Origin of the sequence: Capnocytophaga sp. oral taxon 863 str. F0517 (genome assembly GCF_000466425.1) — a bacterium.
In the GTDB taxonomy this organism is placed as follows: Bacteria; Bacteroidota; Bacteroidia; order Flavobacteriales; family Flavobacteriaceae; genus Capnocytophaga.
The window spans coordinates 1-19,298 of sequence record NZ_KE992162.1 but is presented as its reverse complement, the minus strand read 5'-3'; the positions used below and the strand labels follow the sequence as shown (position 1 = coordinate 19,298).

Sequence of the window (19,298 nt, the reverse complement as noted above, 5' to 3'; positions counted from 1 at the left end):
TTTTCTATACATCTCTTATTTCCAATGAGTGGTTTCCATGATACGGCGGATATCCCTTTTCAGATACAGGGCTGCCGGATAGATAGAATCATAGTTAGGCCTTACCCTAAAGTAGATAGAGCCTGTAAGAAAGTGGTTCGTACTATCGGTAATATAGAATTGGGATTGAGAGGCCGCATTGCCATCTACCTCATAGAACATCCCATACACCTTATGTTGGGGATCTATATAGGGTTGTTCTATGATATTGGTCGCCTTGATGGTATGTTCGTAGGTGAGGTTTTGGGCATCCTTGAGTAGCTTCACCAGATTATCAGCCACTGGTTTATAGGTAATATATATAGTAGCCTTCATCGTAGGATAGTCCAAGTTGAGGTTATAGCCTGCCTGAGGGCTTTCCTTCGCATGTGTATTCTTTTCAAAAGAGAAAGGCACCGCCGCCCTAAGAGTATCATAGGTAGCCTCCGGATAGTCCAAGCGCAGAAAGGCCTTAGGCTTAGGCTGTATTTCTCCCCCACAAGCAGTTAGCAATAGCATTAGGCAACAAGCTATAAGAAATCTGATCATCGGATAGTTACTTTTAGTTGTTTGATACGTTTTTTATCAATACTCTCTATGGTGAAGAGATAGTTCTCAAAAGGTATTTCTTGCTTCTTCTCTGGAAAAGCCTCTATCAGTTCTAGGAGGAACCCGGCTATAGTCTCGCTATCCCCACGTATTTTCTCGAATTTCTCTTGGATTTCTTCCTCTATGGCAAGCACTCTATAGAAGTCCTTCAGAGGGGTCTTCCCATCAAAAAGGAAATTGTTTTCATCCAGCTTCGTATAGAAAGTATCCTCACTGTCATACTCATCACTGATCTCCCCGACGATCTCCTCTATGACATCTTCCAAAGTGATTACCCCGGAGGTACCTCCATATTCATCCACCACTATGGCCAGGTGTATCTTCTTTTGTTGGAATTCGGATAGCAAGTCATCCAATTTCTTATTCTCTGGGACAAAGAAGGCCTTTCGCTTGATGCGCCTCCAGTCGAACTCTTGTTGATCCAAATAGGGCAGTAAGTCCTTGGCATAGATGATACCTGTGATATTATCTATATTGTCCTGATATACAGGCACTCTCGAATATCCATTTTCTTGAATAAAAGCCAATACCTCCTTATAGCTCATCGTATCATCTATGGCCGAAATGTCTATCCTGGGGTGCATCACCGCTCGTATATCTGTATTTCCGAAAGAGACGATACCGCTGAGTATCTTATGCTCCTCTCGTGTGGTATCCTCCTGAGAGGTTAGCTCCAAGGCTTGGGAGAGCTGCCCCACCGAGATAGAAGACCGCTTGTGGAGCTTGTCATTGATAAAACTGGTAAAAAGTGTCATGATGGCACTCACCGGTGTAAGGCATATATCCAACACTTTGATTATAGGAGCTATACCCCGAGCAAAAGCCAAATTATTCCGATTAGCGTAGATCTTAGGGAGAATTTCTCCACAGAGCAGAATCACAAAAGTAAGGATGCCTACCTCAAAGATAGCACGTACCCATTCGTTCATGTTTTCAAAGAGAAAATCTCCTAAGGGATCGAAGACCAAAACAATGGAGATATTAACCAAATTATTGGCTATAAGTAAGGTAGCCAATAACTTCTGAGGCCTTCTGAGCAATTGTACAATGATAGAACTGCTATCCTTCTCCGCCTCTTCCTCTATCTCGGTAGAGGACAAGGAGAATAAGGCTGTCTCTGACCCTGATATAAGGGCAGAACAACCTAATAAAAATATAAATATAAGGGCTCTTAGGAGCAAATCCAAGGTAAATGGAGTCAATAACTGTATCGACGATTCTGTATCCAAAATTATAATGTTTAGTTATACAATAAGGACTTTTTTTTGTCCTTTTACTTTAGAAGGGGACACCACCACCACTTACAGGGGGCTGTGTGTCTGTAGCTACAGCACTTGGTTCCTGCAGGTTCCCTTTCTTGGGGGATAGGAAGTTGGTATCCAGGGCTACCACTTCTGTTACATAACGCGTAGTACCATCCTGGGCTTGGTACTGCCGGGTGCGCAATCTCCCCTCTACATATAGTAAGTCCCCTTTTTTAGCGTATTGGGCTACTCGCTCGGCCAACTTGTTATATAGTACAATATTATGCCACTGGGTATTCTCTACCCTTTGTTGGGTGGCCTTATCGGTATAGGACTCATCGGTAGCCAAAGGGACTTGCCCTATGCAATTATCCTTCTCGAAGTAAGTGAGCTTCACATCACTCCCCAAGCGGCCTATTAGCATTACTTTATTTAAGGTTCCATTCATATTAAAGTAGTGGTTAATGATCAGAAAACAGCGGATTCTCTATTTAAGCATTCTTCAATGACTGAATCAATATAGGTTTCTATAATTGCCGGTACAGGATAGCCCTTTAGCGCTTCATAAGGCTGCCCATTCTCTATGGGTTCGGGTAGGTATATTTCCCAAAACGACACATGCAAATGCTGATGGGTGAGCTTGTGTAAAAAAGTCTTAGGGGATTTTTTCACTTGGGTTGCCTTAGGGAATTGTCCCTTAAGCAATAGAGAGCATTCGAAGTCAGGTATATCAACCTCGGTCTCCCAAAGTGGAAACTCATAAAGCCCCTGCCAAATGTCCTTCCGCTCTCGCTTTTTCAAAAGAGAATATCCATTAGGATCTATCTGCACGCAATAGTGAAAATAACGATGACGTATCTTTACCTTGGGCAATTTTACAGGTAGCTTTTCCACCTTCCCTCGGTGATAGGCCAAGCATTTTGCATTCATCACACAGCTTGGACAGTCTGGCAACTGCGGCTTACACTGTAGAGCGCCAAACTCCATGATAGCTTGGTTATACTCTCCTGGCTTTTCTTTGTCCAAGAGTTGGTAAGCCAAGCTTCTAAAGTACTTCACTCCTTCGGAGGTATTGATGGGGGTCTCTATATCAAAGATACGGCTAAGTACCCTATATACATTACCATCGACTACTGCCTTAGGTTGGTTATAGCTAATCGATGCAATGGCACTGGCGGTATATTCGCCTACTCCCTTAAGAGCAAGCAAGCCTTCATAAGTGGTTGGAAATACCCCCTTGAGCTCATTGGTAATATACTGTGCGGCATGCTGCAAGTTCCTTGCCCTTGAGTAATAGCCCAAGCCTTGCCAGGTTTTGAGTACCTTTTCCTCTGGCGCATGGGCTAAATCGGCTACTGTAGGAAATGCTTTGACAAAATTCAGATAGTAGGGCAACCCTTGGCTTACCCTGGTCTGTTGTAGAATAATCTCCGAGAGCCATACATAGTAAGGGTTGTTCTCTCCGCGCCATGGGAGGTCGCGCTTATGTGCTGCATACCACCTACAGAGTATGGCGGAAAACTCTTTGAAATTTTCTTGCTCCACTATACTTCTGCTATCACATCTATACCTCCTCTTACCTTCTGTCCTAAGGTCACTTTCACCTTAGCTGAAAGGGGGAGATAAATATCCACACGAGAGCCAAACTTGATAAAGCCTGCATCGGCGCCCTGTAGGGCTGCATCGCCCTCTTTGGCATAATTGACAATGCGTTTGGCTAAGGCTCCGGCAATCTGTCGGTAGAGTACCTTGCCAAAGGTCTCATTTTCGACTACCACGGTGGTGCGTTCATTCTCCTCTGAGGCCTTAGGATGCCAGGCTACTAAGTATTTGCCTGGGTGGTACTTGCTATAGACCACCCGCCCACTGATAGGATAGCGGGTCACATGTACATTCAGGGGCGACATGAATACAGAGATCATACGGCGCTTATCCTTGAAGTACTCTGGCTCCTCCACTTCCTCTATCACGACTACTTTCCCATCTACCGAAGAGATGACATGTTCCGGATTGATAGGGGTGATACGCTTGGGATTTCTGAAAAATTGTAATATCAGTACAAAGAAGACTAAAACCACCAGCATAAGGGCAATCCTTAGCCATTCTATATTACTTACCAACTGGTCTATAAGAATAAAAAGTAAGGCCGTTACTATGGTACTGACCAAAATAATCTTAGCGCCTTCTTTATGTGCTTTGTAAAACATCTTTTTTAATGGTTAATGGTTAATTGTCAATGGTTAATTATCAATTGTCAATAGTTAATTCACAGTCTATCACTATTCACTCATCACTTTTCACTATTCACTCTAATAAGGTGCTATCACGAAGGCTGCCGGATAGGCGGCTTTCACTTTCGTCAATGCTTTTTCCGCTTCTAAGCGAGTACGGAACAAGCCCATGCGCACCTTGTAATTAGGGGTCTCAAAGGCCAAAAAACAAGGATAGGAGAACCTGCCCGAGGCACGCTTGATCTCCTCATTGGCCTCAGAGATCATACCATTATATATCTGAATCTGATAGGTCTTCTCCTGTTGGCTAAATTCCTTCTTTACCTCCATGAGGTCTTTGATCTGCTGGCTTTGATTGATTTTTAGCTGCTGCCCAAAGGCAATATGCCCCCATAGGAGTAGGCCAAAAATAGCTACAAAACGGGTCTTTTTCATTAGCTTAGATATTTAGGGGCAAATATACAACTTTTTTCTCAAACACTCACTTTACTTTTTTCTATTTTTTTCCACCTCCCTACACCTTCATGTTTCATAGGAGCTTATCTCTTGAGGTGCTCCCTGCTCATTTTTATGGGGAGAGACTATTAAGCCGTATCAAAAACTAAAAAACTAAAAACTCCAGATGGTTTGGTTTATTGAGAAAATATCCTTACTTTTGCCCTATCTTTACAAAGCTCATGGATAATACTAAATATATATTTGTAACAGGTGGTGTTACCTCTTCTTTAGGGAAAGGAATTATTGCCGCTTCATTGGCTAAACTATTGCAAGCCAGGGACTATAGGGTTACCATTCAGAAGTTAGACCCTTATATCAATATAGATCCAGGAACCCTCAACCCTTACGAACATGGGGAGTGCTACGTCACTGAAGATGGCGCCGAGACAGACCTTGACTTAGGTCATTACGAGCGCTTTTTGAATGTCTGCACCTCGCAGGCCAACAATGTGACCACCGGGCGTATCTACCAAAGTGTGATAGAGAAAGAACGCCGAGGGGAATTCCTTGGCAAAACGGTTCAAGTAATCCCCCACATCACCAACGAAATCAAAGACCGTATCCAGCTCCTTGGGAAAAGTGGCCTGTACGATATTGTTATCACTGAAATCGGAGGTACTGTAGGGGATATAGAATCCCTCCCTTATATAGAAGCTGTAAGACAACTCCAATGGGAACTGGGAGAGAACAATGCAATTGTCATTCACCTTACCTTAGTCCCCTATTTGGCCGCAGCCGGTGAGCTAAAGACCAAGCCTACCCAACACAGTGTAAAGGCGCTTATGGAAAGTGGGCTCAAGGCCGATGTACTTGTATGCCGTACCGACCGCGACCTTCCGGATGACCTTAGGCAAAAGCTCGCCCTCTTCTGCAATGTAAAGAAGGAGGCCGTCATACAGTCCATCGATGTGCCTACCATCTATGATGTGCCTAACCTGATGCTCCTGGAAGGACTTGACAAGGTGGTACTTAAGAAATTAGCCCTCTCCGATGCCAAGGCTCCTGATTTGACCAAGTGGAACGACTTCCTACAAAGACACAAAAATCCTAAACAACGCATACGCATAGGCCTAGTGGGCAAATATGTGGAACTGCCTGATGCTTACAAATCTATCTTAGAGGCCTTTATCCATGCAGGTGCCGAGAACGAGGTCAAAGTAGAAGTCGTAATGATCCATTCCGAATACTTGGATGAGACCAATGTAGAAGAGAAACTCAGTGGATTGGATGGCGTACTAGTTGCCCCTGGCTTTGGCGAACGTGGTATCGAGGGAAAAATCAAGGCTATACAGTATGTCCGTGAACACCAAATCCCCTTCTTAGGTATCTGTCTTGGTATGCAGATGGCCGTTATTGAGTTCGCACGCCATGTAGTTGGCTTTGAGAATGCCAATACCGCTGAAATAAGTCCCAACTCCCTATATAAGGTCATTGATATAATGGAAGAACAAAAGCATGTTACCCAAAAAGGAGGTACCATGCGCTTGGGTGCTTGGGATTGCGACCTGAAGGAAGGTTCCCGAATCTATGAGGTATATCAGCAAGCACATATCTCTGAAAGGCACAGACACCGCTATGAGTTCAATAGCGAATATCGCAAGCCTCTCGAAGAATCTGGCTTGTGCTGCTCTGGGGTCAATCCCAAAACAGGCTTAGTGGAGGTCATCGAGCTTCCTTCCCACCCTTGGTTCGTCGGGGTTCAGTACCATCCCGAATACAAAAGTACCGTAGCCAAGCCCCATCCGCTATTTGTGGCCTTCGTAAAAGCGGCCTTAGATTACAAACTCAAAAAATAATTCAAAAAAGCTCAAATATTCTAAGGCAAAAGATAGCTTATGTTGTTAAAAATTTGTATCTTTGCCCTATATTAATACCCTAATCAAATCAACAGACACTCTATGGAAGAAAGACGTTCCAACCTTACCTCTATTATAGGAATGGCGCTCATGGCTATCGTGCTGATGTTCTTTTTCTATCGCAATCAGCCTACCCAAGCCCCCTCCAATAATAACCCAACAAGCCAAACGGCTACCTCCCAGCAGGACACCTCTTCTCAGGCTCCTGCCTCCTTACCTACAGACTCCTTAGCCCTAAGCCAATATAAAGAAAAATTGGGCGCTTTCGCCTATGCTGCTACCTTATCCTCCAACAAAGAGGGGGAGGTTACCACACTTGAAAACAGCCTCCTTAAGGTGCAGGTTAGCAACAAAGGCGGACAGATTACCAGCCTTTTGGTAAAAAACCAAAAAACCTATGACGGAAAGCCGGTCGAACTGATTAAGGATAACAATGCAAAGTTCTCCTTGCAAATCGCTACTGCCGATAACCGTATCCTCAATACGGAGGACTTGCCCTTCTCCCCTTCCCTCTCTGGGAATGTGCTTTCTATGAAGCTACATACCTCGGCCAACCAATACCTTGAGTATGTATACACCCTCCGTCCGGATGAGTATTTCGTTGACCTAACTATCCGAAGCGTAGGGCTCTCCTCTGTGCTCAATACCAGCAAAGTTCCCGAGCTGACCTGGAAGCTCAAGGCACGCCGTATGGAAAAAAGTGTTACCTACGAAGACCGTTATGTACAAGCCATTGTACAGTATGAGGACAACCGCGATGATAAGCTCAGCGCTGGAGGTGAGGACTCCGAGGAATTCAAACAAATCAAGTGGGTCAATTTCAAACAACACCTCTTCAGCTCTTTCCTCATCACCGACAAGCCTTTTACAAGTGGAAAACTCTCTTCCAAGAACTTAGCTACCTCTGAAGATGAAAAGATACAGAATACCAAGGACTTCGCAGCCGTTTTCCCTTTAGAATACACCTCTGGAGAACTTAGCCAGTCCCTACACTTCTTCTATGGCCCTTCGGATTATGATCTTTTCAAAAAATATGACAAGCAATATGGCCTTACCAAAGCCATTCCTCTGGGCTGGGGTATCTTCGGCTGGATCAACAAATGGTTTGTAATCCCCGTCTTTGACCTGCTCTCTGGCTATATGTCTATGGGATTGGCGATCATTGTCCTTACCATCATTGTACGTATCCTACTCTCCCCTATCCAATATAAGTCGTATCTCTCTCAAGCAAAGATGAAAGTCTTACGCCCTGAAATAGAGGAGATTAACGAAAAATTCAAAGGTCAGGATAACGCCATGAGGCGCCAACAGGAGACTATGGCACTCTATAGTAAAGCGGGCGTGAATCCGCTCAGTGGCTGTATCCCTGCTCTGTTGCAAATGCCGGTCTTCTTCGCCCTCTTTAGCTTTTTCCCTACGGCCTTTGTCCTCCGACAAAAAGCTTTCCTTTGGGCGAATGACCTTTCCTCTTACGACTCTATCGCTCAGCTGCCCTTCAGCATTCCTTTCTATGGAAACCACGTGAGCCTCTTCCCTATCTTGGCCTCTGTGACCATGCTGATCTATATGATGATGACCACCGGGCAGATGCAACAACCCCAGCAGGAAGGCATGCCTAATATGAAGTTTATGATGTACATCTCCCCTGTGATGATGCTCTTCTTCTTCAACAACTACGCCAGTGGCTTGAGCTTGTATTATTTCATCTCCAACCTCATTACCATATTTATCATGTTGGCTATTAAGTATTGGATTATTGATGAAAAGCGTATCCATGCCAAAATACAGGAGAACAAGCAGAAACCTCGTAAAGAAAACAAGTTCCAACGCAAAATGCGCGAGATGATGGAACAAGCCGAAGCCCAACAACGCGCCCAACAAAACAAAAAGAAATAAAACCAAAGGTCAGCGGTCAGTCCTTACTGACCACTGACCTTTGTATCAAATAACCCTTTATTAACCTTAATTTAAAACAATATGAGTCTTATCTTAGATGTACATGCAAGACAAATCCTCGATTCAAGAGGTAACCCTACCGTAGAAGTAGATGTAATAACTAACAATGGTGCCCGTGGCCGTGCTGCCGTACCTTCAGGAGCTTCTACTGGTGAATATGAGGCTGTAGAACTTCGTGACGGAGGCAAAGAATACCTCGGTAAGGGAGTGCTCAAAGCAGTAGAAAATGTCAATGATATCATCGCTGAAGAAATCGTCGGCATGAATGTTTTTGACCAAAACCTCATCGACAAAACACTTATCGAACTCGATGGTACCCCTAACAAATCTCGCTTGGGTGCCAACGCAATTCTTGGGGTATCCCTTGCCGTGGCCAAAGCCGCTGCTGAAGAATTGGGTATTCCTCTCTACCGCTATGTAGGGGGCGTAAGTGCCAACAACCTCCCTGTACCTATGATGAATATCATCAACGCAGGTTCTCACTCCGATGCGCCTATCGCTTTCCAAGAGTTCATGATCATGCCTGTAAAGGCCGAATCTTTCTCTCAAGCCCTACAAATGGGATCTGAAATCTTCCACAACCTCAAGAAAGTACTTCATGACCGTGGCCTTAGTACTGCCGTAGGCGACGAAGGTGGATTTGCTCCTACTTTCGAAGGTACCGAAGACGCGCTCGATACTATCAAAAAAGCAGTTGAAAAAGCAGGCTACAAGTTTGGCGAAGAAGTGAAAATCGCGCTCGACTGTGCTTCTTCCGAGTTCTATGAAGATGGCGTATATGACTATACTAAGTTCGAAGGTGATAAAGGTAAAAAACGTACCTCTGCCGAGCAAGTGGCTTACCTTACTGAATTGGTGAACAAATACCCTATTATCTCCATAGAAGATGGTATGGACGAAAACGATTGGGAAGGCTGGAAACTCCTTACCGATGCCATTGGTGACCGCGTACAGCTCGTTGGGGATGACCTCTTCGTAACCAATGTAGAGCGCCTCGAAAAAGGAATCGCTCAGGGCGTAGGTAACTCTATCCTTATCAAAGTAAATCAGATAGGTACCCTTACCGAAACCATCGCTGCGGTAGATATGGCTCACCGTGCAGGCTACACCTCTATCATGTCACACCGCTCTGGAGAGACCGAGGACAACACCATTGCCGACCTTGCCGTTGCGCTTAACACCCGCCAAATCAAGACCGGTTCTGCCTCTCGTTCCGACCGTATGGCCAAATACAACCAACTCCTACGCATAGAAGAAGAATTGGGCGAAGTGGCTTATTACCCTCAGGAAAAAGCCTTCCGCGTAAAGAACTAACTATCTGAATAGCTAAAAGAATAAGTATATTTTTTTAGGCTGTTCAAAAAAATTCGACAAAAACTTTTTCAGAGCCTTGCGTTTTGGGAAAGTTTTTGTATATTTGCACAAATTATAGAATCAATATTAGTACTTAGTGGTTAGTGATTCGTCGTTAGTTCAAGTCTCTAACAACTAATCACTAACGACTAACAACTAAGTAATATGAAATTAGATATTTTAGCTTTCGGAGCACACCCCGACGATGTAGAATTGGGCTGTGCAGGTACCCTCGCCAAGGAAATTAGTTTAGGAAAGAAAGTAGGTATTATCGACCTTACCCAAGGAGAATTAGGCACCCGAGGAAGTGCTGAACTGCGCCGAAAAGAAGCCGAAGAGGCAGCGCGTATCCTTCAGGTAAGCATCCGAGAAAACCTTTGCTTCGCCGATGGATTCTTTACCAACGACAAGCAGCACCAACTGGAAATCGTCAAGAAACTGCGCAAATATCGCCCTGAGATTGTGATTTGTAATCCCTTCGATGATAGGCATATCGACCATGGTAAGGGGGGAAAGCTCGTCAGTGATGCTTGCTTCCTCAGTGGGCTACGCCGTATAGAAACCAACGATGAGAACGGTAACGCCCAAGAAGCATGGCGCCCCAAGGTCGTTTATCACTATATACAGTGGAAAGACCTACGTCCTGATTTTGTGGTGGACATCACCGGATTCTTGGACAAGAAAATCGAAACCATATACGCCTATCGCTCCCAATTCTTAGCTGAGGAAGGAAATGACCCACAGACGGTCATCACCAGCCAAAATTTTAAAGATAGCATTAAGTTCCGCGCTCAGGAGCTGGGTATGCTTATCAATCGTGACTATGCCGAAGGCTTCAATGTAGAACGCTATGTCGCCGTGGATGCCCTTAGTCATTTAATATAGTAAAGACAAATGTAGGGGCATACTTGTAGTGCTTGAGCTTACACGAACTTATCGCTCTTGAGCGGGCGCGAGCTTGTAGCTCGTGACTCTTTAATAAGATAAACAAATGAAAACCCTCTTCCTCTTTATATTAGGGACTTTTATGGCCTTAGCCCAGGACGAAGATCCCCTTAGGTATTTATTTCTAAGGGGGAAGGTCAAGTCTATACGTATGATTCCTTATGAAATCAAAGAAAACGAGGATAAGTCTATAGGAAAAACTATCAGTAACGGACTCCTATATGATAAAAATATCCTTATAGAACTCAATAAAGCGGGTAAAGTCACCAAAAGAGTATTCTATGACAACAAAAATAAAGTTATCGGAAAGCGAAAGATAAGCTATGATCCCAAAAATAGACGTAAAAAGGAAAAAGTATATGATAAAAACGGAAAATTAGACAAAGAATTTTTCTTCTCCTATGATGAAAAAAGAAAAGAGAGCCGTGAAGTCTATTATTTAGATAAGAAAAAGGACTTCCAGCGCATTACCCTTTGCCGCTTGGATGATAACGACAATCCCATTGCCTGTATCACCTATTATTCGGATGGAGAGATTATTGAAAAGTGTTTTGTCAAATACGATGAGTTTGGTAACTTTACAGAAAGAATATTCCTCTCTCCAAAAGGAGAAAAGAAATATGTCTTTCGGAACGAATACAACCTTTTCGGTTTTCCTACCAAATTAGTCAAAGAAGACTATGTCAATTACATAGACAATTTCAGGGTTAATTATTTCTATAAAGATAGCAACCCACCCTTTGAACAGTCTATGACAGCCAATGGTGTACTCCCTGCCTACTCCTCTCTTTCTTATCAGTATGATAAAAAAGGAAATTGGATAAGGAAAGAAATCCGCTACAAGGACGAATTGGTTTTCATGGTAGAGCTAAAGCTTACCTATTATTAGTAACTAACAACTGATGAAAATATATCACAATACACATTGCAGCAAAAGCCGAGAGTGCTTGGCTTTTCTAAAAGAAGAAGAATATCCCATTGAGATTATAGATTATCTCAAAAATCCTCCTTCAGTAGAGGAACTCAAGGAGCTCCTACGCAAATTAGCCATCAAACCTATTGATTTGGTACGCAAGAAAGAAGCCATTTGGAAAGAAGTAGGCAACGATACCCTTTCAGACGAACAAATCATAGCCCTACTACACCAATACCCTAAGCTAATAGAGCGACCTATTATCATAAATGGAGACAAAGCCATCATAGCACGCCCCTTGAGCGCTGCACAAGAGTGGCTCCAATCACAAGAATAAAAATCAAACTTTAATATTTACATAATGAAGAGAATTTTCTTATTAGCAGGCCTCTTCGCAGCTTGCTACACTTCCTCTGCACAGGTATATGTATCTACTACCGGAGGATACGCCTGGGGAGTACCTTCTACCAAGATTGGAGAAGAAAGTATCAATGGTAAAGAAAGTGTACGCTTTGGTACTTTCGGAGAAGGCCTCAATAGCCAACTCAGAGTAGGTTATTTCTTTAACAAAACTTGGGGAATTGATGTTAGCGTGGGTTATCTCTATGGTAAAGACCAAGTGGTAAAGCATGAAATTAGTGAAAAAAATATTGCTAATACTCGACTGAAAGCAACCATTGATGGAAAAGTTACCGGACGAGGTCGTGCCTTTGGGGCAGCACTCTCTGTAACTTATAACTTTACCGACCACTTCTACGGACGTTTCGGCTTACTTACCAAAGTAGGCGGAAAAACGGAAGCTGTAGCCCATTCTTACACCACTACCCAACAAGATATTCCTGCCCCAATCGTTGCCAGACTTAAGGCTGTAGTTCCTTCCTTAGCCTCTCTACCTCCTGGGGCTTCCATCGCCTCTGGAGCTACCATTGAGACTTCCTATACCGAAGATTACAAAGGAAAAATACCTTTTGGTACCATCGCCGCCTTGGGATATAACTACCATATTGATGACCATTTGTCTATTTTTGCTGAATTGGAATATATGAATATCTCCGTGAAGCGCGACTACTCCGAATTAAAAGACTTCAAACAAACTTTCAAAGCCAACCTAAATATAGGCGGTGTTACTCGACAAGTAGAAGTGCCCCTCAAGACCTTAGAAGGCTTTACCAATGGCTCCTACAACGATGTCCTACGCGGACAAGTATATCATGAGCGCACCAACTATGTGGAGAGTGCTACTCAAGAAGAGTTAGAAGCCAGAGACTCTAAGAAAAAACTTACTGAAAAAGCTTCTTATTCCTCTCTCGGACTTAATTTCGGTATCAAATATACTTTCTAAACTTTCAAAAAAAGGGCGAGCTGCTGTCAGCTCGCCCTTTCTTCTAAATATTTATTCATTAGCCGGCCTCATGCGCCATTTTTTCTCTATCGCTTCATAGTTAATCCCTATGGCAGGAGGTTGCATCTCCAATTCTCCTTGGGAGAAAGCCCTCAAAAGGATATCCTCTATCCAAAAATCTTCCTCTACCCGCTCTGGGGCATAGGTGCTCTTAAGCGAAAGATCATAGAACCACGCGGTATTGTTATACCAAAAGGCACGCCAGCCACTGCGCAAGTTCTTGACCAAGTCATAAGCCGAATAGCCCGTCTGCCTATAGATGAGCTTGATGAGAATACGCCCCTGAGAGCGAGAGAGTTTCTTAAGCTCATCGGTAAAGCGTGCCTCGGCATCCTCCTGTACCTGCTTGGTATATCGTTTTCTTTGTCGCTGATTGGGCAGGGTGTCCAGTGTCCGCTCTATCTTATAGAGCTTATCGGCGGCCATCTTAGCATAAGGATATACCTTCCGTACCCTATAGCGCAATAATTCATATTTCTTCCGCTGTTCTTCATCCTTGAAAAAAGGCTGATTTCCAAAGAATAAAACCTCCTCTAAGTCTATCATCGTCTCTCCTGCCGCTGGTGCTATACTATCTCGCTCCTGCGAGTGAATAGGCCAAGCCCCTAAGAGAGCTACTATAAAAAAAATAAGGGCATACATAGCTATTTTTGTACAAAAGTACGATTTTTTCAAAAATCATCCACTCTCAAAAATGTTAAAATAACAACTTTAATATCAAAAAAATGATGGCTTTTATTTATTTTTTTTGTAACTTTGCCCAAAATTCCAATGTACGTGGAAGCAATCCTTAATCCTAACTATGTTTTGATGACCCAAGAGGGAACTTATCTTGTGGAATATCTCATCGGTGAGGTAGTCTTTACTACCAGCATCAGCCGTGCTATGATATTCACAGACTTACATGTTGCCCACCGTTTCAAAACCCTTCTATACGAGCGATTTAGGATAAAGGTGAGCGTAAATACTTATATTTATTAAGTCTCACCCCTTACTTTTTTAATAATCTTATTTACAATGTATTACAAAGATACGAGCCATAATCATACCAATAGTACCCATATAGGTATCCTGCTGCTAAGAATGGTCATAGGAGGAATCTTGCTCTTCCATGGCATCTCTAAGTTGCACGATATCAGCTTTGTAAAGATACAACTAATCAACCATGCCTTGCCAAGCATCTGGGCATATGGCGTTTATATAGGGGAAGTTTTGGCACCTATCTTACTTATGCTGGGCTATCGCACGCGCTTTTTCGCTATGATCATAGCTATTAACTGCTTGGTAGCCATCCTTTTAGTCCACAAAAACGAGATTTTTGTCATCAACCCTTCCTCCGGAGCTTGGGCAATTGAGACCTTAGGTTTGTTCTTCGGTGGAGCTATCTGCCTATGCTTTACAGGAGGTGGAAAATATGCCCTTTCTAAAAAAAGTAATTGGGACTAAAAAAACTTACTTCACTTCTTCTTTTATTGGTAAAAAAATAGTATTTTTGTACCATCGAAAAAATATACAATGAATTATTCCTCTTCACTTACAGCCCCTATCTTTGAACTTATTTCTAAAATTGCAGACCAAAACAGTCAAAAATGCTTCGTAGTAGGAGGTTTTGTACGTGATTTATTATTAAAGCGAGGTGATGCCAAAGATATTGACATCGTAACCTTAGGCAGTGGTATAGAACTGGCTGAAAAAGTTGCTGCCCAACTGCCTAACAATCCTAAAATATCGGTATTCAAGAACTTTGGTACTGCTATGATCAAGACCGATAGCATAGATATTGAATTTGTAGGTGCCCGTAAGGAAAGTTATCGAGAGGATTCCCGCAAGCCTATCGTGGAAGATGGTTCCCTTGCCGATGATCAAAATCGCCGTGATTTCACGATCAACGCCTTAGCCATTTCTCTAAACCAAGATTCTTTCGGTGAACTGATAGATCCTTTTGGAGGGATTGATGACTTACAGAACAAAATCATTCGTACTCCCTTAGAGCCTAATATTACTTATTCCGATGACCCTTTGCGTATGCTCAGGGCTATTCGCTTTGCTACCCAGCTGAATTTCCAGATTGAAGAGAAATCCCTACAAGCCATAACGGACAACAAGGAACGACTTAAGATTATCTCCAACGAACGTATTGCAGAAGAACTCAACAAAATCTTAGCCGCTGCCCGCCCTTCGGTAGGCTTTAAGCTACTTTATGAAACAGGCTTGCTCTCAATGATCTTACCCGAATTGGTCGCCCTACAAGGAGTCGATGAAAAGGAAGGACAACGCCACAAGGATAATTTTTGGCATACCTTAGAAGTAGTGGATAACATTTCACTGAACACCAACGACTTATGGCTCCGCTGGGCAGCCCTATTACATGATATAGGCAAAGCCCCTACCAAACGATTTGACAAGAAAATAGGTTGGACATTCCATGGTCACGAGTTTCTTGGAGGGAAAATGGTAGTCAAGATATTCCAGCGCCTGCGTCTCCCTCAGAATGAGAAGATGAAGTTTGTTCAGAAAATGGTTACTATGAGCTCTCGCCCCATCATTATAGCACAGGACATTGTAACCGATTCAGCAGTTAGGCGCCTACTTTTTGATGCGGGTGATGATTTTGAAGCACTTATGACCCTTTGCGAAGCCGATATAACTACCAAAAACCCACAGAGATACAAGAAATATCATCAGAATTTCCAAATTGTTCGCCAAAAAGTGGTAGAGGTAGAAGAAAAAGACCATATTCGTAACTTTCAACCTCCTATCACTGGAGAGGAAATCATGGAACTCTTTGGTCTTAGTCCCTCCCGTGAGGTAGGTCAGCTCAAAGAAGCTATCAAAGAAGCTATTCTAGAGGGTATTATAGGCAACTCCTACGAAGAAGCATATCCCTTTATGCTTGAGAAAGCAAAGAAAATGGGACTGTCTTTAGTTGCTGGCACAAGCTCGTAGCCCGCACCTAAAGATGATAGAACTTACAAAACCTTACAAGAATGAAAGAAAGCATAAAAATAAGTCTTCTATCTGTAATTATAGGTACTATTCAAATGGTCATTATTAGCTTTCTACTTATAGGATGTAATACCCCAAAAAGTGATTTTAAGGTTATCCAAACCGAAATAGTAAGTAAAGATTATCAATATAACCCCAATGGATTTATAGAAAATAATTATGGAAGACTACTTATAAAAACCATTTCGCGCTATGATAAGCAGGGGAAACTAAAAGGGGTTCTTTGCAATAGGGCTAATGGATTTTTGGAATATACCTCATCAGAACTAAAAGAAGATCCAGCTTTATTAAAGAGTTTGGATATTGACACTATATATTCGGATAAGAAATACATTGGTTACATAAAAGAAAAAAAGAATGATACCATTTTCTATTTATCAAATAATAAAATCGTGATAAAAACTAAGTAATTCTATGAAAGTTCGATTCTTTTTATCCTTATTTTTGCTCACAACCGTTTGTAGAGGACAACTTCCCTTTGATTAGAAAGATGAATATGGACCTCAAGAAGATTTTTTTTGGCAAAGTAAAGGATTTACCCAAAGAAAAGATAACTATACCCTTAAGACATTACAGCCAATTTGAACCCTTATAACTTTAAATTATTTTTTAATCCTATGGAATATGAACAACCAATTATTATTAGAAAAAGCCAATGCTATGGGGCAAAGTACCCTCATAGACTTCCTTGAAATTCGCTTTATAGAAATAGGCGAAGACTACATAATCGCAAAAATGCCTGTCAATGAGAAGACTTGCCAACCCAATTGCATTCTCCATGGAGGGGCATCGGCTGCCTTGGCAGAAACCACAGGGAGTATCTCAGCTATGTTACTGGCAAATCCAGATCCTGAAAACTACTTAGTTTTAGGAATAGACATTATGATGAACCATGTACGAGGGGTAGAGTTGGGTAAGCAAGTTTTTGCCAAAGCCTCCCTAATCCATAAGGGAAAAACACTGCAACACTGGGATATAAAAATCACCGATGAGGACGGCAAGCTCATTTCCTACGGGAAGCACACCACCATAATCACTAAGAAAAGATGAACCAATCTAAAGAAGAATTTTTAGAAAAAGCAAAGGAGGTTGCCCTAAAAGGGTTACCTTTTGCTTTGTTTAGCTATCCCAATAGCACTGACATCCATCTGATTTACCAGAATGATGACACGCTCCATACAGCCGATTTCACTGAAAGTCAAGGCTTTATCATGTATCCTTTTCATGGAGGGGCTCCTCTGCTACTAAAGGGAGAAAACCTCCTTACCACTTCCCTACCCTCCGCTGAGAAGCCTGTCCTTAGTACAGCGCTCATCCCTACCCAGGGAGATCGGACCTCCTATCATATCCTTTTCCAAAAAGCCTTAAAAGCAATAGAAGAGCATAGCTTAGAAAAAGTAGTACTTTCCCGTAGAATTGCTTACCAAGGAAAGCAAAAATCACTCCTTACCTATTTCTTAGATTTGAAAGCGCTGTATCCCACAGCCTTCTGTTATGCTTTTTCACACCCAAAGGTGGGTCAATGGCTGGCAGCTACTCCTGAGACCTTACTCAAGCTAACAGGCGATACACTTCGTACCATGTCACTAGCGGGAACCAAACCTTTTATCGAAGGCGAAAGCCCCCTATGGACTGAAAAAGAATATAGAGAGCAGAAGATTGTAACAGATACTATCACCCAAGTGCTACAACCCCTCACCACCGATTTGTCTATAGGAAAAGCACATGAAGTACGCGCCGGAAGACTTTGGCACCTTTGCACAGAAATTAGCGCTAAAATTACACCCAATATACCTATCCAAGAAATTCTACAACGCCTACACCCCACCCCTGCGGTATGCGGCTTCCCGACAGACAAAGCCCGCCATTTTCTCCTTGAGAATGAGGGCTATCCAAGAGAATTTTATGCAGGGTATTGTGGTTTGATCCATTTGGAGGAAAGTCGCTCCATAGACCTATTTGTCAATCTCCGATGCGCCCAACTAACTCAAAAAGAGATCTTTGTATATGTTGGAGGAGGAATAAACAGTAGTTCCCAAGAAGAAAGCGAATGGCAGGAAACCGAGAACAAAGCCCAAACCATGCTACGAGTACTTCAGCGCTCTATACCTCCTTGGGTAGCCGTACAAACTGAGAGACAAACTCAGGGAGTCCCGTTTCAGGCAGTCGCTCATTGGAGTCCCAATAGCTAATCACACAAGCGATAGCCTGACCTCGTACGATCGTAGCTATATAATAGACAATCAGTTTCGTATCTTTATGATAGCTCTTTAGCACAGGATCTTGATAACGTACATTATAGATAACTTCCGTAACCTGCGTAGGCTTTCCTTCAAAAATAAGCGTTTTCTGTTGTTCTGAGGCACGGTTATAGGTATAGTTCGGTTCCATGGGGATTATATCCCCCCATTCTTTTTGAAGCCGAAGAGATAGTTGGGCTTCGGCTAAGGAAGGATGTAAGCTCCAGTTCATCTCCCCTTTAGTAGGGCAGCGTACAATATTCACTCCCTCCCAATAACATTCGTCCAATAGCTGTATTTTCCTTCCAAGAAAATTAAAGAAATGCCCACCCAAATGGTTCTCATTCAATACCTTTTTATCCAATATCAGCTGTACCATCTCCGGATCAATCTCCTGGGAAGGTTTTTCCGCTATTGAGGTAATCGTAGCTATGAATGACCACCTACCCTCATCCGTATCTTTACCGATAAAATATACCATTGTATTCCGCCAGTGGTTATCCTTATTTTTCTTATGATAAGAAAGATAATAATGAGGATAGGGCAGCTTCGGATTTTTCTTAGCAATGGTATCCGTAAAATGATTTCTCTTAGCAAAATCAACCAGACTTCGCTTTACTACAAGGGAATCAAAAGCCTCTTCATAGGGAAGTAATTCCAATTCATACTTCCCCATAATATAAAGCTGCTTTCCGTTGTCCGTAAGGTTATAATACAATCGTTTTTGTGCTTCCTTATTTTGCGCTACCAAAGAGAATGACAGCAAGAATAAAAGACAGTATTTCATAGAGGTTAGTAGTTAGGGATTAGGGATTATAGTCAAACAGAAATGGTTTGCGAAAAGTTAGCATGAGCCAGGTGTAGGGGCTAATGGCAATTAGCCCTTGAAAAAGAGCGAATTAGGAATAAAACCCTCGTCTTATTTATTCGTATTTTATTCGAATTCTAAATATAATTAGAAAGATGATATAAAGAAAAACCGAACTATTGAAAAATAGTTCGGTTCTTTAAGAAGGCGGCGACATAC

At 42.5% G+C, this 19,298-nt stretch carries 21 protein-coding genes; 13 read left to right on the top strand and 8 right to left on the bottom strand.

Features of this window, described 5'->3' with window-relative positions:
* Window positions 1-15: 15 nt before the first annotated feature.
* The 6 genes from gldD to HMPREF1551_RS08055 all read right to left on the bottom strand — a co-directional run bounded on the left by gldD (window position 16) and on the right by HMPREF1551_RS08055 (window position 4,537).
* On the bottom strand, window positions 16-567 hold the full coding sequence (gene gldD, locus HMPREF1551_RS08080) for a gliding motility lipoprotein GldD (RefSeq protein ID WP_021628605.1): 552 nt from the start codon (window positions 565-567) through the stop codon (window positions 16-18).
* Complete coding sequence (gene gldE, locus HMPREF1551_RS08075) at window positions 564-1,856, bottom strand: gliding motility-associated protein GldE (RefSeq protein ID WP_051317856.1); 1,293 nt, start codon at window positions 1,854-1,856, stop codon at window positions 564-566. The genes gldD and gldE overlap by 4 nt, the downstream gene beginning before the upstream one ends.
* Before the next feature lie 49 nt (window positions 1,857-1,905).
* Window positions 1,906-2,319, bottom strand: coding sequence for a single-stranded DNA-binding protein (locus tag HMPREF1551_RS08070; RefSeq protein ID WP_021628603.1), 414 nt, complete (start codon window positions 2,317-2,319; stop codon window positions 1,906-1,908).
* A gap of 20 nt (window positions 2,320-2,339) precedes the next feature.
* A complete protein-coding gene (mutY, locus tag HMPREF1551_RS08065) occupies window positions 2,340-3,416 on the bottom strand; it encodes an A/G-specific adenine glycosylase (protein WP_021628602.1) in 1,077 nt (358 codons plus the stop codon).
* Window positions 3,416-4,078 carry a phosphatidylserine decarboxylase family protein gene (locus HMPREF1551_RS08060; RefSeq protein WP_021628601.1) on the bottom strand — a complete coding sequence of 221 codons (663 nt, stop codon included), beginning with the start codon at window positions 4,076-4,078 and terminating at the stop codon, window positions 3,416-3,418. Before HMPREF1551_RS08060 ends, mutY begins: the two co-directional genes overlap by 1 nt.
* A gap of 102 nt (window positions 4,079-4,180) precedes the next feature.
* A complete protein-coding gene (locus HMPREF1551_RS08055) occupies window positions 4,181-4,537 on the bottom strand; it encodes an SPOR domain-containing protein (RefSeq protein ID WP_021628600.1) in 357 nt (118 codons plus the stop codon).
* A gap of 242 nt (window positions 4,538-4,779) precedes the next feature.
* On the opposite strand from HMPREF1551_RS08055, the gene HMPREF1551_RS08050 reads away from it, so the two are divergent.
* The 7 genes from HMPREF1551_RS08050 to HMPREF1551_RS08020 all read left to right on the top strand — a co-directional run bounded on the left by HMPREF1551_RS08050 (window position 4,780) and on the right by HMPREF1551_RS08020 (window position 12,965).
* Complete coding sequence (locus tag HMPREF1551_RS08050; RefSeq protein WP_021628599.1) at window positions 4,780-6,396, top strand: CTP synthase; 1,617 nt, start codon at window positions 4,780-4,782, stop codon at window positions 6,394-6,396.
* A 102-nt stretch (window positions 6,397-6,498) separates the two neighbouring features.
* Window positions 6,499-8,352, top strand: a complete 1,854-nt coding sequence (yidC, locus tag HMPREF1551_RS08045; RefSeq protein ID WP_021628598.1) for a membrane protein insertase YidC — start codon at window positions 6,499-6,501, stop codon at window positions 8,350-8,352.
* A gap of 81 nt (window positions 8,353-8,433) precedes the next feature.
* Window positions 8,434-9,726, top strand: a complete 1,293-nt coding sequence (gene eno, locus HMPREF1551_RS08040; protein ID WP_021628597.1) for a phosphopyruvate hydratase — start codon at window positions 8,434-8,436, stop codon at window positions 9,724-9,726.
* Between the two features lie 204 nt (window positions 9,727-9,930).
* The gene (gene bshB1 / locus HMPREF1551_RS08035) at window positions 9,931-10,650 is read left to right on the top strand and encodes a bacillithiol biosynthesis deacetylase BshB1 (protein ID WP_021628596.1); all 720 of its coding nucleotides are present in this window, start codon (window positions 9,931-9,933) and stop codon (window positions 10,648-10,650) included.
* Window positions 10,651-10,756: 106 nt separating this feature from the next.
* On the top strand, window positions 10,757-11,599 hold the full coding sequence (locus HMPREF1551_RS08030) for a hypothetical protein (protein WP_021628594.1): 843 nt from the start codon (window positions 10,757-10,759) through the stop codon (window positions 11,597-11,599).
* Window positions 11,600-11,612: 13 nt separating this feature from the next.
* Window positions 11,613-11,960, top strand: a complete 348-nt coding sequence (locus HMPREF1551_RS08025) for an arsenate reductase family protein (protein ID WP_021628593.1) — start codon at window positions 11,613-11,615, stop codon at window positions 11,958-11,960.
* Window positions 11,961-11,984: 24 nt separating this feature from the next.
* On the top strand, window positions 11,985-12,965 hold the full coding sequence (locus HMPREF1551_RS08020; RefSeq protein ID WP_021628592.1) for an outer membrane beta-barrel protein: 981 nt from the start codon (window positions 11,985-11,987) through the stop codon (window positions 12,963-12,965).
* Between the two features lie 51 nt (window positions 12,966-13,016).
* Here the strand turns inward: HMPREF1551_RS08020 and HMPREF1551_RS08015 are convergent, their stop codons facing one another.
* Window positions 13,017-13,667 carry a DUF4294 domain-containing protein gene (locus HMPREF1551_RS08015; RefSeq protein WP_021628591.1) on the bottom strand — a complete coding sequence of 217 codons (651 nt, stop codon included), beginning with the start codon at window positions 13,665-13,667 and terminating at the stop codon, window positions 13,017-13,019.
* A 135-nt stretch (window positions 13,668-13,802) separates the two neighbouring features.
* Here HMPREF1551_RS08015 and HMPREF1551_RS08010 point away from each other — a divergent pair, with 135 nt between their 5' ends.
* The 6 genes from HMPREF1551_RS08010 (at window position 13,803) to HMPREF1551_RS07985 (ending at window position 18,223) form a co-directional block, all read left to right on the top strand.
* Window positions 13,803-14,006, top strand: coding sequence for a hypothetical protein (locus HMPREF1551_RS08010; protein ID WP_051317857.1), 204 nt, complete (start codon window positions 13,803-13,805; stop codon window positions 14,004-14,006).
* Between the two features lie 36 nt (window positions 14,007-14,042).
* Window positions 14,043-14,471 carry a DoxX family protein gene (locus HMPREF1551_RS08005; RefSeq protein WP_021628589.1) on the top strand — a complete coding sequence of 143 codons (429 nt, stop codon included), beginning with the start codon at window positions 14,043-14,045 and terminating at the stop codon, window positions 14,469-14,471.
* A gap of 69 nt (window positions 14,472-14,540) precedes the next feature.
* Window positions 14,541-15,971, top strand: a complete 1,431-nt coding sequence (locus HMPREF1551_RS08000) for a CCA tRNA nucleotidyltransferase (RefSeq protein WP_021628588.1) — start codon at window positions 14,541-14,543, stop codon at window positions 15,969-15,971.
* Between the two features lie 41 nt (window positions 15,972-16,012).
* Window positions 16,013-16,441 (top strand): hypothetical protein, encoded by a 429-nt coding sequence (locus HMPREF1551_RS07995; protein ID WP_021628587.1) that lies wholly within the window; start codon window positions 16,013-16,015, stop codon window positions 16,439-16,441.
* Between the two features lie 214 nt (window positions 16,442-16,655).
* Window positions 16,656-17,081: a PaaI family thioesterase gene (locus HMPREF1551_RS07990; RefSeq protein WP_021628586.1), complete on the top strand. Its 426-nt coding sequence runs from the start codon at window positions 16,656-16,658 to the stop codon at window positions 17,079-17,081.
* Complete coding sequence (locus tag HMPREF1551_RS07985; RefSeq protein WP_021628585.1) at window positions 17,078-18,223, top strand: isochorismate synthase; 1,146 nt, start codon at window positions 17,078-17,080, stop codon at window positions 18,221-18,223. Before HMPREF1551_RS07990 ends, HMPREF1551_RS07985 begins: the two co-directional genes overlap by 4 nt.
* On the opposite strand, the gene HMPREF1551_RS07980 is transcribed toward HMPREF1551_RS07985, so the two are convergent.
* A complete protein-coding gene (locus HMPREF1551_RS07980) occupies window positions 18,135-19,058 on the bottom strand; it encodes a hypothetical protein (protein ID WP_021628584.1) in 924 nt (307 codons plus the stop codon). The two genes, HMPREF1551_RS07985 and HMPREF1551_RS07980, sit on opposite strands and share 89 nt — an antisense overlap.
* Window positions 19,059-19,298 lie beyond the last annotated feature (240 nt).